Source organism: Exiguobacterium sp. s7, from assembly GCF_018618195.1.
GTDB classification, from domain to species: domain Bacteria; phylum Bacillota; class Bacilli; order Exiguobacteriales; family Exiguobacteriaceae; genus Exiguobacterium; species Exiguobacterium mexicanum_A.
Window position 1 is genome coordinate 146741 of record NZ_JACSLO010000002.1, and the last position, 16322, is coordinate 163062.

Genomic DNA, 16322 nt, shown 5'->3' on the forward strand with positions numbered 1-16322 from the left:
GCCAAAGCAGGGAAGGGGATAAAAGCATTAACGTGAGTAGTACTCAACGATGAGTTGCTCTTTGATTTGGTCGTTCAATTCAGCACGCTCAGGAAGACGTACGAATGTACCTTCGAGCTTCTCAGCGTCGAATGTTACGTAGTCTTTTGTAGCTGGTGCTACTTCGAGAGCTTCAGCGATCGCTTTGAAGTTTTTAGACTTCTCGCGGACTGAGATGACTTGACCTGGTTTTACACGGTAAGACGCGATGTCTACACGTGAACCGTCAACTTGGATGTGACCGTGGTTGACGAGTTGGCGCGCTCCACGACGTGTGCGAGCGAGACCCATACGGTAAACGAGGTTGTCAAGGCGTGACTCGAGCAAGAACATGAAGTTCTCACCGTGGATACCTTGCATTTTCCCTGCATCGTTGAAGATGCGACGGAATTGCTTCTCGTTGATTCCGTACATGTGACGGAGTGCTTGCTTCGCTTGAAGCTGAAGACCGTATTCAGAGATTTTACGACGACCATTTCCGTGTTGACCTGGTGCGTAAGGACGTTTTGCTAATTCTTTACCCGTTTCGCTAAGCGAGATGCCTAAGCGACGCGAGAGTTTCCAAGCTGGACCTGTGTAACGAGCCATGTTTGGACTCCTCCTTGTTGTTCATGTATTTTGCACAAAAGAACAACGGTGTCAAAGACTGGTGACGCCCCTTTCATAGGTTCAAGCACCTTCACTTGATAGCGAAGCTACGAGATGCTCCTCCGACTTAGTCGAGGCCCGAAAGGTGGATACGTCTGTCAATGACTGCTATCGTCATTTCATGCACAAAAATCAGTATACGACGAAATGATTCGCTTGTCAATCAGATGAAGCGAAGTAATGTCTGGCAGAATTGCTCTAACCCTTGACGGTCGACATCCGAGAAGCGATCGAACTCAGGGCTGTCGATATCGAGCACGCCGATGGTCTTACCGTCACGGACGAGCGGGACGACGATTTCCGAGTTCGAAGCCGCATCACAAGCGATATGGCCCGGGAATTGATGAACGTCTGCGATGAGTTGTGTCTCTTGCGTCGAGGCGGCTGTCCCGCAAACTCCTTTGCCGAACGCGATATGGACGCAAGCCGGCAGACCTTGGAACGGTCCGAGGATGAGGGCGTCTTCGCCTTCTGTTAAATAGAAGCCGACCCAGTTGATCCGGTCGAGGAATTGGTTGAGAAGCGCGCTCGCGTTCGAAAGGTTCGCGACACGGTTCGTCTCGCCTTCGAGTAGCGCGGCGAGTTGTTTGTTTAGTAGGTCGTAACCGGCGGCCAAGTCGCCAGAGTAAGTAGTCGTTTGGAACATGGGATTCCCTCCTAATGAATGAAAGCAAGATTGATTAGCATTATGGTACACGCATTTTTTTATTTTGTCTTCTTAAAAGATTCATGTGAAAAATAACATTCTCTCCCTAAACCGTTGGAAAACCTATGCAAATCATTGGTTCTATAATATGATTAGTATTATCTATACTCATAAAATACTTCATTTATTCATTCAGATACATAAGTCCACGAAAGCGGCTTGGAGGTTGTGACAGAGATGGATTACGGAATCTACGGAATTTTAATTGGAATCATTGTCATCGCATTAGGGGCGATGCTGGGAAGCATGCTCGTGCGAAGGAATTTTTACCAGAAAATTGATGATTTAGACATGCGCAAACAAAGCGTGCTCAGCGCCAGCGTCCCGGCCGAACTTCAGAAGTTCAAACAGTGGCCGATGGAGGGCGAGACGAAAGAAAAGTTCGAGCGTTGGCATCAGTCATGGGACGAACTCGTCAGTGTACATACCGGGCAAATCGATGAGGCGCTCTATCATGCCGAAGAAGATTTGGACAAATATCGCTTCCTCAAAGTCAAATCGGATTTGAATGCGACGGAACAGTTGATTGAAGAGCTCGAGTCGATGGTACACGCCATGCTCGACGAGATGGATGAGTTTAATCAGCATCATTCGTCGCTCCTCGATATCGTCAAAAAAGACGAGAAAGAGCTGTACCAATTCCGGAAGACACTCGTCGCGCAAAACAGTGCGTTCGGCCCGACGTATGAACTCGTCGAATCTGAGATTGCGGCAGCGGAAGCAAAACGGACCGAGATGATCACGTTGAAGCAAGAAGGCCAAGTATCGGAGGCGTACGTCGCCGGCCAAGTCTTGTCTGAGAAAGTGACGAAGATTCGTGAACTCGTCAGTGTCATCCCTCAGTTCGTTCGCACGGTGCAGGTTGACTTGAAACAACAGCTCAACCAGTTGCGTTCGGGGCATAAAGAGATGCAAATGGACGGCTACGCGCTCGAACCGCTCGGTTTAATGGAAGAAATCGAGCAGGCGGAAGATCGCCGATCGGCGCTCATGGACCGCATCGAACAGCTCGACTTCGATCATTTCGAGATGGACATGCAACAGCTCAGTTCGGACATCGACCAGTTGTTCGAAGCGTTCCGGACCGAAGTCGACGCGCGCCAATACGTGAAGAAAGAATTCGCGAGTGTGAAAGACCGTGACCGCCAGACGAGCGAAGTCATGGCGCGACTCCATCAAGAGATGACTCGACTCGTCAGCAACTATGAGATCAACGCTCGAGTCGGTGAAGAATTTGAACAGCTTGAACGTGAGCGGGCGACGCTCACGGCGAACGTGCTCGATATCGAACAGGCGCTCGTCGCCCAAATGATCCCGTTCAGCATGATCAAGTCGAAAGTGCAAGAAGCAAAACGGTCGCTCGACCAGTTTAGTGCCATGCATGAACGCTTCATCGAAAATACGAACTCGCTCCGTAAAGAAGAGCTCGAGGTTCGTAACAAGCTCGAGTCTTGGAAGAAGGAATTGTCGGCCCATCGCCGACTCCTTACGAAGAGCGCCATGCCGGTCGTCCCGACGGATTTGACGAGCGATATGCGCCAATTGCAAAAAGGCGTTCAATCGTTGGACGAACAGTTCGAGAAGGCGCCGTTCAATATGACGTATATCGTCGGACTCAGCCACGACGTCGAAGAGACGATGGACAACTTCCGCGACCGGGTCAAAGCGCTCTTACGCCAAGTCACGTACGCCGAGCAGCTGCTGCAATATGCGAACCGCTATCGCCGGCGTGACAACGAGGTCCATATCGCCTTGACGCTCGCCGAGAACAAGTTTTTACACGGAGAGTACGGCACGGCCGTCGAAATCGGTGAACGCGTCCTCGGGCGCTTCGATGAAGGCGCGGCCCGCGAGATTCGTCAGCGTGTCGAAAAAGGTTTGGAGCAACAAGAGCTATTACGAAAATAATGATGCATGAAGATTGACGTAAACGGGAATTAACGTAGACGTCAATCTTTTTTGAATCGAGGAGGAATTTTGTGATGGGAACGCTATGGGTAAACGGAAAGATCTATACGATGAATAAAGAGCATGAACAGGCTCGCGCCATGTATGTCGAGCACGGTCGCATTCTGAAGCTAGGTGAGGAAGGCCACCTTCGTCGTACATACGCCGGAAGGATCAAACAGATTGTGAACCTTGAAGGGAAGAGCGTTTATCCGGCGTTCACCGACTCGCACATCCATTTGATCGGATACGGGGAAGCGCTCGACCGCATCGATGCGACCGAGACGACGGATTTGCAAGCTCTGCTCGAGTCGATGAAACAAAAGGACGGCAGTGACAGAAGTGACGATTGGCTCGTCGCGGAAGGGTTCAATGACCGTCTGCTCGGAGAGATGCCGACGCGTGAGATGATTGATGCCGTCATCCCAGATCGGCCCGTCGTCTTGAAGCGGGTCTGTCGCCACGTCGCCGTCGTCAACTCGAAAGGATTGGAACGACTTGGCTTGATTCACCATACCGTCATCGAAGGCGGAAAGCTCGGACGCGACGCGGAAGGAAAACTGAACGGGGTGCTATACGATGCGGCGCTCGATTTGCTCCATAAAGAACTGGGGGGGGATCGCGAGAAAAATGTCGCCTCACTCCACCGGGCCATCGACTCGCTTTTCGCCCACGGGATTGTCGGCGCCCATACGGAAGACCTGTTCTATCATGGCGACCCGCTCGAGACGATTCAAGCGTATGAGGACGTGTTAGCAGATCTCCCGTTCCACGCCCATCTGCTCGTCCATGAACAAGTCGTCGATCAATTAATCCGTCACGATGCGCTCGCGAAACGACCACGTTTCGATTTCGGGGCGATGAAACTGTTCGTCGACGGGTCGTTCGGGGGACGGACGGCACTCTTATCGGAACCGTATACGGACGAACCGGGTCAGCGCGGAATCGAGGTCCATCGTCCAGACCATCTCGAGGCGCTCGTCAAAAAGGCGCGGTCGTATGGTATGAACGTGGCAGCTCACGTCATCGGGGATGCCGCCGCCGAACAGTTCATCACGTTGCTCGAGAAGTATCCGGCCAAGCGCGGGACGCGGGACCGAATCATCCATGCCTCGCTCTTGAACGATGCATTGTTGAAACGGATCCAGGCGCTGCCGGTATTGATTGATGCGCAGCCGATCTTCTTGTCGGACGACATGAACTTGTTGTTCGACCGGCTCGGAAACGACCGGGTCGATAACGCCTACCGCTTCAAATCGATGCTCGACACGGGAGCGCTCGTCCTCGGGGGCAGTGACGCCCCGATTTCTTCGGTCGATGTGCGAAAAGGCCTGTATGGTGCCGTCACCCGTCAATCGTTCGAGGAGTCGGGCGCGCTCAATCCGACGGAACGCCTGTCGATGTATGAAGCGCTCCGTAGCTTCACGTATGCCCCGCGTGTCGCCACAGGCACGCACGGACGTGACGGCTTGTTGATTCAAAGTTATAACGCCACGTTCACGGTGTGGGAAGAAGACTTCTTCGAACTTCGCGGGCGCGACATCCTCGACAACCGACTCGTCATGACGGTCGTCGAAGGGTCGCCGGTGTATGAGGCCGACGTCGTCAACGCATAATAAAAAGGCTAGCCGTCTAAGTAAAATGGACGGCTAGCCTTTTGTCGTTTAGAAGAATGAGCGTTGTACTTTGTGCCAGAACGAGTTGTTTTTCAACTTGACCGTTTTGACGACTTGGTCAGAGAGCTCGATATCGATTCGGTCGGTATATTTGAGGCTGAGCGCCTCGTTATCCATCCCGATGATCGGATAGTCGTTCCCGTCTTCGACGATGCGAAGCGACAGTTTGCGTGAATCATGGACGATGAACGAGGAACCGAGTGTACGGTAACGGTTATTGTTCACCGAAGCGATTTCGCTCACTTGCATGCATGGGATGAGCGGGTCGACGATCGCGCCGTCGAGTGATTTGTTATAAGCCGTCGAGCCGGTCGGCGTCGAGACGACCATCCCGTCGCCGCGGAACGTCTCGAAATGAAGATCGTCGATGTATACCTCAATGGCGAGTGATTTGATGATACTCGATTTGATCGAAGCTTCGTTCAAACAAAGCATCGGTGTCGATTCATTGATTGAAGCCGATAAGAGCGGATATTTCCGTACCTCGAGCCCGGCTTCGATCCGAGCAGAGTTATCTGAGAATAAACGATCGACTTCGTCGAGCTTATGTATGTCGAAGTCGCAATAAAACTCATTCAATCCGCGTCCGAACCCGACGTAGATGGCGTCTTGACGGAAGCCTGTATAACGGACGGCCTGTAAGAACGCGCCATCTCCCCCGATGGCGACGATGATGTTGGCGTCTTCCGGACGATTCACGACGTTGAAGCCATACTTCTCACCGATCTCGATTAGTTTCTTTACCTCTTTAGTAAAGTCGTTGACGTTACGATGGTACAAATAAACGTTGTTTCTCATCCATGTCATCCCCTTTGTCAATTGAGTCTCTTTCATTATACAGCGTTTTAGACGCTCGATATAGGGAAAATCACAATCAGACCGTCTGAGGCAGGAAGTTTGTCATCGAGACGGCACCATCGATATGATGAAGAAGTATAAATCAAACCAAAGGGGATGAAACGATGCCAACATTTAAAGGCAATACCGTTACACTGCAAGGGAATCCGGTCAAAGTCGGAGATGCTGCACCGGACTTTACAGCGCTCACGACGGCACTTAAAGAGGTGACGCTCGCGTCATACCCAGGGAAAAAATTGATTAGTGTCGTCCCGTCGATTGATACAGGCGTCTGTGATGCACAAACGCGTGCGTTCAACGAGAAAGCGGCAACGCTTGGAGGGACAGTCTTGACTGTGTCGAACGACTTGCCGTTCGCACAACGTCGCTGGTGTGCGGCCTCGGGACTCGATAACGTCATCATGTTATCGGACCACCGCGACCAATCGTTCGCGAAATCTTACGGCGTGTTGATGGAAGAGCTCCGTCTCCTCGCACGCTCGGTGTTCGTCATCGACTCAGAAGGTACGGTCCAATACGTCCAGTACATGGATGAGATGACAGACGAGGTCGATTTCGATGCGGCGCTCGAGGCGTTTGATAAAGCGAACTGATTCGCTTGGCGAAATGACCACGAATCGCTTACACTAATAGAAGTGAACCGACCGGCTCTCCATCAGAGGGCCGGTTTTGTATGGAAAGGATGATCGAAGATGGAACGATTTGAACAATTGTATCGGGATTGGAAGAAAGAGGCGAAGAAGCTGACGACCGACCTTGATTTGTTACCGCTCGAGGCGTTGATTGAAGTATTTGAACGGGTCGATGTCGAACAAGAGAAGACGGATGATGTCCGCAAAGCCGTCAGTCTGCTCGTGCTCGAGGAGACGACGACACTCCCGCCGAACCACCAACCGACACCGGACGCTGTCAGCCTGTTCATCGGGTACTTGGCAACGAAGCTCGTCAAAGACGGGGCGAGCGTGCTCGAACTTGGAAGCGGGACGGGGACACTCGTGCATGCCGTGTTGACACAATTGAAAGACGCCACCGCACAAGCCGTCGAAGTCGATGAGACGATGCTACGTCTGTCTTACGCGATCAGTAACTTACTCGGGAAACCGGTGTCGTATTTCCACCAGGACGCGCTCGCACCGTTGTTCGTCGAGCCGAGCGATTTAGCGCTCGTCGATTTGCCGATCGGCTACTATCCGAACGATGAGGTGGCGTCAGGCTACACCTTAAAACGTGAGGAAGGCCATTCCTATTCCCACTTCTTGTTGATCGAACAAGCGATGCGCCACCTGAAACCGGGCGCGCATGGCATCTTCGTCATCCCGAACAATTTGTTTGAACAGGATGACGAAGGGAAATTAAAACAGTGGATGGACCGTGAGGCCGTCGTCAAAGGAGTTCTGCAACTCCCGACGACGATGTTCAAAGATGAGCGATATGCGAAGAGCCTATTGATGTTACAAAAGCTCGGGGAAGGCGTCAAACGCCCGAAACAAGCGCTCCTCGTCGAATTGCCGTCGTTCACGGACGTACGTGCGGTTGCCAATATTGTGAAACAGATTGACGATTGGTTTAAAACAACATAATTTTTATTGGGCAAAAGACTTGAAAAACATATGCCATATCAAGTATCTTCATTATGATACAGTTATCGGTTTTTAAGAGAACAGATAAAGACTCGTGTTTAAATCGAAAGGTAAGAGGTGTATGACATGACAAAAATTATGGCAGTCAACGCAGGTAGTTCGTCATTAAAGTTCCAGCTTCTCGAGATGCCATCTGAGAAGATGCTCGCCGTCGGGCTCGTCGAGCGTGTCGGAAAAGAAGATGCGATCTTCACGATTAAATATGGCGAAGGACAAAAGTTCCATATCGTCACACCGCTTCATTCACATAAAGAAGCGGTCGAGCTCTCGCTCGAAAAATTGATCGACCTTGATATCATTCAGTCGTTCGACGAAATCGCAGGCGTCGGTCACCGTGTGCTTCACGGGAAAGAGTTGTACGCGGATTCGGTCGTCATCGACGATGAAGTCATGAAGAACATCGAATCGTTCGTCGAACTCGGACCGCTCCACATCCCGCCAAACTTAACGGGGATTCGTGCGTTCCAAACGATTTTACCGAACGTACCGCAAGTCGCGGTCTTCGACACGGCGTTCCACCAATCGATGCCGGAAGAGAACTTCTTGTACAGCCTTCCGTACGAGTACTACACGGAGCACGGCGTCCGGAAGTACGGTTTCCACGGGACGAGCCACAAGTACGTCACGCAACGTGCGGCAGAGCTTCTCGGTCGTCCGCTTGAAGACCTTCGTTTAATCTCGTGCCACCTCGGTAGCGGTGCATCAATCGCAGCGGTTGCCGGCGGTCGTTCGATCGACACGACGATGGGCTTCACGCCACTCGAAGGAATCACGATGGGCACACGTTCAGGATCACTTGACCCGGCTCTCATCCCGTTCTTGATGCAAAAGACAGGCAAGTCGGCTGAAGATGTATTGAACGTCATGAACAAAGAGTCAGGCGTCTACGGTCTCTCGGGTATCTCGAGTGACTTGCGTGACATCGAGCAAGCTGCTGCTGAAGGCAACCACCGTGCCGAAGTCTCGCTCAAAATCTTCTCGAACCGCATCCACGGTTATATCGGTCAATATGCGGCAGAGATGAACGGTGTCGATGCGATCATCTTCACAGCTGGTGTCGGAGAAAACTCTGACGTCATCCGTGAGCGCATCCTTCGTGGCCTTGAGTTCATGGGCGTCTACTGGGATCCATCACTCAACAACGGAGCACGCGGTAAAGAGTTGTTCATCAACTACCCGCACTCACCAGTCAAAGTCATCATCATCCCAACGAACGAAGAGTTGGTCATCGCACGCGATACCGTACGCATCGCTAACCTCTTTGAGTCACACGTTTAAGTTATTACAAAGTCCGTCCCGCAACTTTGCGAGACGGACTTTTTTAGTGCTTTTGACGCATGAAGAGGGAAGGGGTTGTGACAATGGACCGAATGAATCCATCTCGTTTGTAACATTCGACGTAAGAAAAGCAGGTTTTCGTAATAGTCCAGATATATTAATTCCTTTAAATGGGAATTAATGTGACAAAAACTAAAGATTATTATTAAAACCGTCATCTTTCTTTAAAGGATGGCGGTTTTGTAATCTAACCGTAACTTTGATGACACTCAAATGAATTTTAGTTGTAAACGCACGTCGTCATGTTTCGTCATATAGTTATCTGGACGAAACATTCAGCAATAAACGCGAAATGTGACAGTGAATACGGCACCACAGATTCGACACCATGAACTTACAACTCACAAACCGACTAGGAGAGGACAAACCACATGCTCAAAAAAATTGGAACGGTCTTACTACTGACGGTCATGACACTCGCTATGCTCTTACCACAACAACAACAAGTTGAGGCATCTTCAAAAGTTTACGTTCAAAGCCAAGTCAACGGATTGAACGTCCGCTCGGCAGGTTCACTCAACGGAAAAGTCATCGGCAAGATCAACAAAGGACAACAATTACAGCGTACCGGCTCAAAAGGGGCTTGGATTCGCGTCAACTACAAAGGCAAAGCAGGTTGGATCGCTACTAAATACTTACGCACCGTGAAAAAGACGGTCGCAAAGGCTAGTGTGAAAACATATACGATGAACGCATCGGCTTACACACCGTATTGCAAAGGATGTTCAGGTGTGACGGCATTAGGCTGGAACGTCCGGGCCCAAAAACGTAACGTCGTCGCTGTCGACCCGCGCGTCATCCCGCTCGGTAAAAAAGTACAAGTGTACGTCGGCGGGAAGTTGATGGGCACATACACAGCGGCCGATACAGGCGGCGCCATCAAAGGCAACAAAATCGACATCTTGATGTACTCACAAAGTGCGGCCCTCAAATTTGGCCGCAAAACGGTTACTGTCAAAGTGTTATAATAGGTGAACGAGAAAGGGCCATCGCATCTGCGGTGGCCCTTCGTTCGCGTATGAAAACGATGGTGGCTTAAACGGTTCGCTCCACAATCAAATCAAGGTCGTAAGTGAATTAACCACAGACAAGGGCCACCGCGATTGCGATGGCCCTTGGTTAATACGTTATTGGCGGACGATGAGCACGTCACACTTCGAATAGCGGACGATGCTTTCAGAGACGCTACCGATGAAGAAGCGTTCGACGGCGTTCAAGCCGGTCGCTCCACAGATGATGAGGTCAATGTCGTGATTCGGTGCGATTTTTTTAGCGATCGTCACTTTCGGAGAGCCGTACTCGATGACCGTCTCGACTTCTTTGACACCACGTTCTTTCGCGCGATTGACGTAGTCCTCGAGCAATTCCTTCGCATACGTTTCAGCACGCTCGGTAATCGTCCGGTCATATGCTTCGACCGTGGCGAACGTCCGTGTATCGATGACGTGACCGATATACAGCTTGCCATCGTTTCGAAGGGCGACGTCGATTGCTGTTTCAAATGCGCGTTCCGCCTCTTTCGAGCCGTCGACGGCAGATAGAATATGTTTGTAGACAATTGCCATGTAAATCCCAACCTTTCGCTTGAAATGTACGTGCGGCTTACATGTATAGTATACCACTTCTGCCTAAATTCACGCCCGGTTCTTTCAGAAATGTGTGAAATATTCACAACTTTCTCACCGAACAGGTTGAAGTTTGGAAATGAGCAGACGGAACGGGTAAGATGATACAGAGGAGGGATGACGATGAAACACGTAGTCATCACGGCCGGTGCGAAAGGAATCGGCCGCATTGTGACGGAACGACTGTTAGAAGAAGGTTGGCACGTCAGCGTATTGCAACGGAAGCCGATCAATTGGAACCACGAGCGGTTACATATGATTGAGACGCCGTTGACGGACCGCCAGGCCGTCTTGAGTGCCTATGAAGAGGCAGTGGCCAAGTTCGGAGAACCGGACGCGCTCATCTTGAATGCCGGGCCATATATCTTTGAACGGAAATGTCTCGTCGACTTGTCTGACGAAGAATGGAACGAGGTGATCACGGGTAACTTGTCAGCCTCGTTTTGGTTGATGCGCCGAGCCATCCCGAGCATGCGGTCGAAACAGTTCGGCCGCATCATCACGTACGGCTTCCCGGAAAGTGCGACGGCACCAGGCTGGATTCACCGGTCGGCGTTCGCGGCAGCGAAAACGGGACTTGTCAGTTTGACGAAATCGGTCGCGCTTGAAGAGGCGGCCTACGGCATCACGGCCAATATGATCAATCCAGGCAATATTGTCGGGGCACAAAAAGAGATGCGAATCGAAGCGGCCGAACCGGATGATCAAACACCGGTCGGCCGGCACGGGACGGGCGAAGATATCGCACGAATGATTCTGTTCTTGCTCGCTCACGATTCTGACATGGTCACGGGTGCTGTCATTGATGTGACCGGCGGTGTCAACGTCGTCCATCAATACCGGAAATAAGGAGGGGTCTGCATGAAGTTGGCCATATTGACCGATATCCATGGCAACGTCCAAGCGCTCGATGCGGTGCTTGCCGAACTGGACCGGCAACGGATCGATCAAATCTGGAGTTTAGGGGACATGATTGCGATGGGACCCGATTCGAACGAAGTGATGGCGCGACTGCTCGACCGCGGCGTGCACATGATTACGGGCAACCATGACGAGGCCGTGTTGTCGCTCATGGCTGGGACAGGGCATCCCGAAAGCTACGCACACACGCGCCCGCATCATGAGTGGGTGGCGCGTACGTTGAAACCTGCCTATGCGGAGGCGCTCTTCAAGCTGCCGCGCACGATTGAACGTGTTGTCGAAGGGACTCGCGTATACGGCATCCATTACCATATCCCGACCGAGAAACGGGAGACGCCGATCGCCGAGGAACCGTTCCACGACATCGTCGAGGCGACACTTTCGAACATGCAGTCGCTTTACGCGGCGTATGAGGCGGATGTCATCTGCTTCGGGCATCATCATCCGGAGCACATGTTTCGGGATGACGTGAAACATTATTTCAATCCGGGAGCGCTCGGTGTCGCCCGTGACGACTTGGCCCGTTACGGCATCCTCGAGTGGGGTGAGGCCGGCTTCTCGATTCACCCACAAGCCGTGCCGTATGACAAACGCTCGTTCCTTGAGACGATGGAACGCCGTGACGTGCCACAACGAGACGTCATGTTCCGACTCTTTTATTGACCGTGAAAAAGACCAGCCGCGCGCGGCTGGTCTTTCTTTGTGACTCAATCGATTTCTTGGAGCGTTTTCGGATAACTCGTCAACAGAATCGGGCCACTCTCGGTCATGACGATGTCGTCCTCGATGCGGACGCCGCCGACGCCAGGGAGATAAATCCCCGGTTCGACGGTGAACGTCATCCCGACTTGGGCCGTCATGTCGTTATTGGCGGCCATTGACGGGAATTCGTGTACTTCGATGCCGATACCGTGTCCGACACGATGCGTGAAGTATTCCCCGTAGCCGGCCGTCGTGATGACTTGACGGGCCGCGATATCGATCGAGCCGAGCGTCGTCCCGACGTTCGCCATCTCGATCGCAGCTTCTTCGGCCTTGAGGACGGTCTCGTAAATCTCTCGTTGTTTCGTGCTCGCTTCTCCATAGACGACGGTGCGAGTGATGTCAGAGGCGTATCCTTGCCAAATGACACCGAGGTCGAACAAAGCGAAATCGCCTTTCTTCAAGCGATTGTTGCCGGGTACACCGTGCGGGTCGGCGCTATTCTCACCGAACAACACAAGTGTGTCGAACGACATCTCCCGGACGCCTTGCTTCTTCATCGCATACTCGATTTCCGCGATGACCTCGAGCTCGGTCACGCCTTCACGCAATGCGCGAATCCCTGCCTCGATCGCCATATCGGCGAGTTCGGCGGCGCGCTTCATCAAGCGGACCTCGTCCGGTGACTTGATCATGCGAAGTGCCTGCAACTCTTCCGTCAAGTCGATGATTGACAGTCCCGCGAAACCGGCGCGGAGTTGCTCGGCGCGATTGTACGTCAAATGCTCGCCTTCTACTCCGATTCGCTCGGGGATGATCTGTTGGTCGAGGAACAGTTTGACGACTTTGTCCCATGGGTTTTCATGATCCATGTACGTGACGATATCGCCGTTCCACTCGCTCGCTTCGACGATTCCTTTTTCAAGTGCTGGACAAACGATCGCGGTCGTGCCGTTCTTCAAGACAAGAATGGCGATGAGCCGCTCATGAGCCTCGGCGTATACTCCTGAAAAGTAGAAGACCGATGCTTTCGATGTGACGAAAGCGGCGTCTAACCCTTTCGTGGCCAAAGATTGTGCAATATGGTTGGTTCGTTGATTCAACTCGTTTCCCTTCCTTCTCGTTCATTGGCGTTCTTTCTCATTATAACGTTTTCCAAAACGGAAAGGAAATGTCACCATTTCAGTAGTACAGTTTGAAGAAGAACGACTGATACAGTATACTGAGGATGACAGAAAATGTATTGAGGAAAGGGACTCGTGACATGACAACAAAACATGAACAGATCATAGCACATATCGAGTCGCTCGATGTCGGGTCCAAAATTTCGGTCCGCCAAATCGCAAAAGAGTTGGCGGTATCAGAAGGAACGGCGTATCGGGCCATCAAAGAAGCAGAGAACTTAGGATTTGTGTCGACGATCGAACGGGTCGGGACGATCCGGATCAAGCGTAAGCACAAAGAGAATATCGAAAAACTGACGTTCGCTGAAGTCGTCAATATCGTGGACGGACAAGTGCTCGGCGGCCGTGACGGGCTGCATAAGACGCTCTCGAAGTTCGTCATCGGGGCGATGAAGCTCGAAGCGATGATGCGTTACATCGATGTCGACTCGCTCGTCATCATCGGAAACCGGGAAAAGGCGCATGAGCTCGTGCTCCAGTCTGGCGGTGCCGTCTTGATCACAGGTGGATTCGATACGACCGACGAAGTGAAGCGGATGGCGGATAAATACCACATGCCGGTCATCTCGACTTCCTATGATAGTTTCACCGTCGCGACGATGATCAACCGTGCCATCTATGACCGTTTAATCAAAAAAGAGATTCTACTCGTATCGGATATCGTCATTCCGCTCCACGACACGTTCTATTTAAAAGTGGACGATACGGTCAAACGTTGGCACGAGCTGAATGAACGGACGAAACATAATCGCTATCCCGTCATCGACGAACAGATGAAAGTCGTCGGGGTCATCACGGCGAAAGACTTGATTGACCGCCCGCATGACACCGAAATCGAGAAAGTGATGACGAAGAGCCCGATCACGGTCGGCGTTCAGACAAGCGTCACCAATGCCGCCCACCAAATGGTATGGGAAGGTATCGAGATGTTGCCGGTTGTCGACAACTACGGCCGTCTGCTCGGAATCATCAGCCGCCAAGACGTCTTGAAGGCGCTCCAACTCGCCAACCGCCAACCGCAAGTCGGCGAGACGTTCGACAATATGATCACGAACCAATTGAAAGAAGATCCGAACTCGAACGGGACCGCGTTCACCGTCGAGGTCGCGCCGCAAATGACGAGCCACATGGGGACGGCGTCGTCAGGTGTCTTGACGACGTTACTTGTCGAAGGGGCGACCCGGAGTCTGCGTCATATGAAAAAAGGCGACCTCGTCGTCGAGAATATCACGGTCTATTTCATGAAACCGATTCAAATCGAGAGCCAAATCCGAGTCTCGGCCAACGTGTTCGACCTTGGCCGGAAGTTCGGGAAAGTCGACGTCGAGATGACGCAAGGCACGCAACTCGTTGCCAAAGCGCTCGTTACGGCGCAATTGATCGACCGTTAACTAAAAAACGAGCTGATGATGTCATCAGCTCGTTTCTGTCTGCCCTTATGCTTGTTTGATCGGCTCTTCGTTCGCGAGCGGATAGATTTTACGGTACCGGATGAACCCGACGACGGCATTGCCTAGCCCTAGGACGAGCATGGCGATGCTGACGATCCAACCGATCGTCGAGCCGAGCCCGAGGCCGCCGATCATTTGGTTGACGGCGAAAAGTGCGAGGAACAGGCTCAACCAGATGAGCGCTTGCGTGTTAAAGAGCGCTTTCCGGTATGGTGTCTTCGTCAAATAGGCGCGTCGTTTAGAAACGAAATAGGCACCTAACGAAAACAAAATGAGTCCGATCATAATTAATTGACCCAAGTGAAGAAACCCCTTTCAGACGTGTAATCTGTTATCATCATACCATAGAATAGTGTTCAAGAAAGCGAGGAATGGCGATGGCACACTGGCCAGAGGCAGCAACGATATTGAAATTGATTGAAGCGGCGGATACGATCATGATCCACCGACACGTCCGTCCTGACCCTGACGCGCTCGGCAGTCAGCTAGGGTTGAAGCGGATGTTAGAGGTCGCTTATCCGGAAAAACGGATTTACGTCGTCGGCGGCATCGTCCGCGACTTAGAATTTTTAGGCAAGATGGAGCATGTTGAAGCCGACATGTACAAAGATGCGCTCGTCATTGTGCTCGACACGGCTAACCACGAACGAATCGATGGGCCGCACGCCTTAACAGGCAAGACGGTCGTCAAAATCGATCACCACCCTGATGAGGACGCGTATGCGACCCATCAAATCGTCGACACGACGGTCAGTTCGACGTCGGAGATGATTGCTGAACTTGCGGGAATCTGGGGGCTTGCCCTTGACGAGGCGTCCGCATTCTTGTTGTTCGCCGGGATTGTCGGCGACACGGGACGGTTCCAGTTCCGCAATGCGACGCCGCGCACGTTTGAGGTCGCCGCCGAATTGATCAACTACGGCATCGATACGAATCGATTGTATCGTCAAATGTATAAGACGAACTTGGCGACGTTACAACTCCAAGGCTATGTGCTTCAAAACGTCAACGTGACAGAAGCGGGTGTCGGCTACGTCAAAATCGATGCGGACGTCTTGCGGACGTTCCACGCGACACCGGAAGCGGCATCGTTGCTCGTCAACAGTTTCTCAGGACTCGAAGGATTGAAGTGCTGGGTCATGTTCGTCGAGAACAAAGATGAGATTCGGGTGCGAATCCGTTCGAAAGGGCCGGTTATCAATGAAGTGGCGAAACGCTATCGCGGTGGCGGCCATCCGATGGCAGCCGGTGCCACGATCGATACATGGGAAGAGATGGACGAAGTGATCGCGGCACTCGATGAAGTCGCGGCACCGTTCACGTTCGAAACAGAAGAGAGCTGACCCGTTGGTCAGCTCTCTTCAGCTTTTGTCCTGATCTTGTGGGATGAACCATGTGCCGCGGTCGGTCACGTCCTCGACGACGTCGAGTTGATACTCGGCGATATAGCGGCGGAGTCGGTCGATAATCTCCGGGCTATCGGCGAAGACGGTCTGGCCGTTCTGTAAATTTTCGAGCTTGTCACGTGCGATTTTGCCCCGATTAATAATCATACGGTTTATACCCCCTTTTAGGAGAAGTTTTGTC

17 protein-coding genes are annotated in these 16322 nt (G+C 52.0%); 10 read left to right on the forward strand and 7 right to left on the reverse strand.

Annotated elements, in window-relative coordinates:
• Positions 1-27 precede the first annotated feature (27 nt).
• Positions 28-627, reverse strand: a complete 600-nt coding sequence (gene rpsD, locus KNP79_RS03315; protein ID WP_029595169.1) for a 30S ribosomal protein S4 — start codon at positions 625-627, stop codon at positions 28-30.
• A gap of 223 nt (positions 628-850) precedes the next feature.
• Positions 851-1333: a GAF domain-containing protein gene (locus tag KNP79_RS03320; protein ID WP_138859180.1), complete on the reverse strand. Its 483-nt coding sequence runs from the start codon at positions 1331-1333 to the stop codon at positions 851-853.
• A gap of 237 nt (positions 1334-1570) precedes the next feature.
• On the opposite strand from KNP79_RS03320, the gene ezrA reads away from it, so the two are divergent.
• Positions 1571-3301: a septation ring formation regulator EzrA gene (gene ezrA, locus KNP79_RS03325; protein WP_214711728.1), complete on the forward strand. Its 1731-nt coding sequence runs from the start codon at positions 1571-1573 to the stop codon at positions 3299-3301.
• 74 nt (positions 3302-3375) lie between these two features.
• A complete protein-coding gene (locus KNP79_RS03330; RefSeq protein ID WP_215191289.1) occupies positions 3376-4956 on the forward strand; it encodes an amidohydrolase in 1581 nt (526 codons plus the stop codon).
• Positions 4957-5004: 48 nt separating this feature from the next.
• Here KNP79_RS03330 and KNP79_RS03335 read toward each other — a convergent pair whose 3' ends face one another.
• Positions 5005-5823 (reverse strand): NAD kinase, encoded by an 819-nt coding sequence (locus tag KNP79_RS03335; protein WP_215191291.1) that lies wholly within the window; start codon positions 5821-5823, stop codon positions 5005-5007.
• 155 nt (positions 5824-5978) lie between these two features.
• Between KNP79_RS03335 and tpx the strand changes: the two genes are divergently transcribed.
• The 4 genes from tpx (at position 5979) to KNP79_RS03355 (ending at position 9820) form a co-directional block, all read left to right on the forward strand.
• Positions 5979-6467, forward strand: a complete 489-nt coding sequence (tpx, locus tag KNP79_RS03340; protein WP_215191293.1) for a thiol peroxidase — start codon at positions 5979-5981, stop codon at positions 6465-6467.
• 99 nt (positions 6468-6566) lie between these two features.
• The gene (locus tag KNP79_RS03345) at positions 6567-7454 is read left to right on the forward strand and encodes a class I SAM-dependent methyltransferase (protein ID WP_215191294.1); all 888 of its coding nucleotides are present in this window, start codon (positions 6567-6569) and stop codon (positions 7452-7454) included.
• A 126-nt stretch (positions 7455-7580) separates the two neighbouring features.
• Entirely contained in the window at positions 7581-8792 is a 1212-nt protein-coding gene (locus KNP79_RS03350; RefSeq protein WP_214706401.1) for an acetate kinase, read from the forward strand.
• A 431-nt stretch (positions 8793-9223) separates the two neighbouring features.
• A complete protein-coding gene (locus tag KNP79_RS03355) occupies positions 9224-9820 on the forward strand; it encodes a 3D domain-containing protein (RefSeq protein ID WP_214753039.1) in 597 nt (198 codons plus the stop codon).
• Between the two features lie 159 nt (positions 9821-9979).
• Here KNP79_RS03355 and KNP79_RS03360 read toward each other — a convergent pair whose 3' ends face one another.
• Entirely contained in the window at positions 9980-10417 is a 438-nt protein-coding gene (locus KNP79_RS03360; RefSeq protein WP_021065608.1) for a universal stress protein, read from the reverse strand.
• Positions 10418-10600: 183 nt separating this feature from the next.
• On the opposite strand from KNP79_RS03360, the gene KNP79_RS03365 reads away from it, so the two are divergent.
• On the forward strand, positions 10601-11326 hold the full coding sequence (locus tag KNP79_RS03365; RefSeq protein WP_215191296.1) for an SDR family oxidoreductase: 726 nt from the start codon (positions 10601-10603) through the stop codon (positions 11324-11326).
• Between the two features lie 12 nt (positions 11327-11338).
• Complete coding sequence (locus tag KNP79_RS03370) at positions 11339-12061, forward strand: metallophosphoesterase family protein (protein WP_215191298.1); 723 nt, start codon at positions 11339-11341, stop codon at positions 12059-12061.
• 44 nt (positions 12062-12105) lie between these two features.
• Here the strand turns inward: KNP79_RS03370 and KNP79_RS03375 are convergent, their stop codons facing one another.
• Entirely contained in the window at positions 12106-13203 is a 1098-nt protein-coding gene (locus tag KNP79_RS03375) for a M24 family metallopeptidase (protein ID WP_034778239.1), read from the reverse strand.
• Positions 13204-13364: 161 nt separating this feature from the next.
• Between KNP79_RS03375 and KNP79_RS03380 the strand changes: the two genes are divergently transcribed.
• Entirely contained in the window at positions 13365-14675 is a 1311-nt protein-coding gene (locus KNP79_RS03380; RefSeq protein WP_034778238.1) for a DRTGG domain-containing protein, read from the forward strand.
• Positions 14676-14720: 45 nt separating this feature from the next.
• Here KNP79_RS03380 and KNP79_RS03385 read toward each other — a convergent pair whose 3' ends face one another.
• Positions 14721-15035, reverse strand: coding sequence for a YtpI family protein (locus tag KNP79_RS03385; protein ID WP_233004412.1), 315 nt, complete (start codon positions 15033-15035; stop codon positions 14721-14723).
• Between the two features lie 77 nt (positions 15036-15112).
• Between KNP79_RS03385 and KNP79_RS03390 the strand changes: the two genes are divergently transcribed.
• Positions 15113-16078: a DHH family phosphoesterase gene (locus tag KNP79_RS03390; protein WP_214706652.1), complete on the forward strand. Its 966-nt coding sequence runs from the start codon at positions 15113-15115 to the stop codon at positions 16076-16078.
• Between the two features lie 18 nt (positions 16079-16096).
• On the opposite strand, the gene KNP79_RS03395 is transcribed toward KNP79_RS03390, so the two are convergent.
• Positions 16097-16288 (reverse strand): YtzJ family protein, encoded by a 192-nt coding sequence (locus KNP79_RS03395; protein WP_034778236.1) that lies wholly within the window; start codon positions 16286-16288, stop codon positions 16097-16099.
• Between the last annotated feature and the right edge of the window lie 34 nt (positions 16289-16322).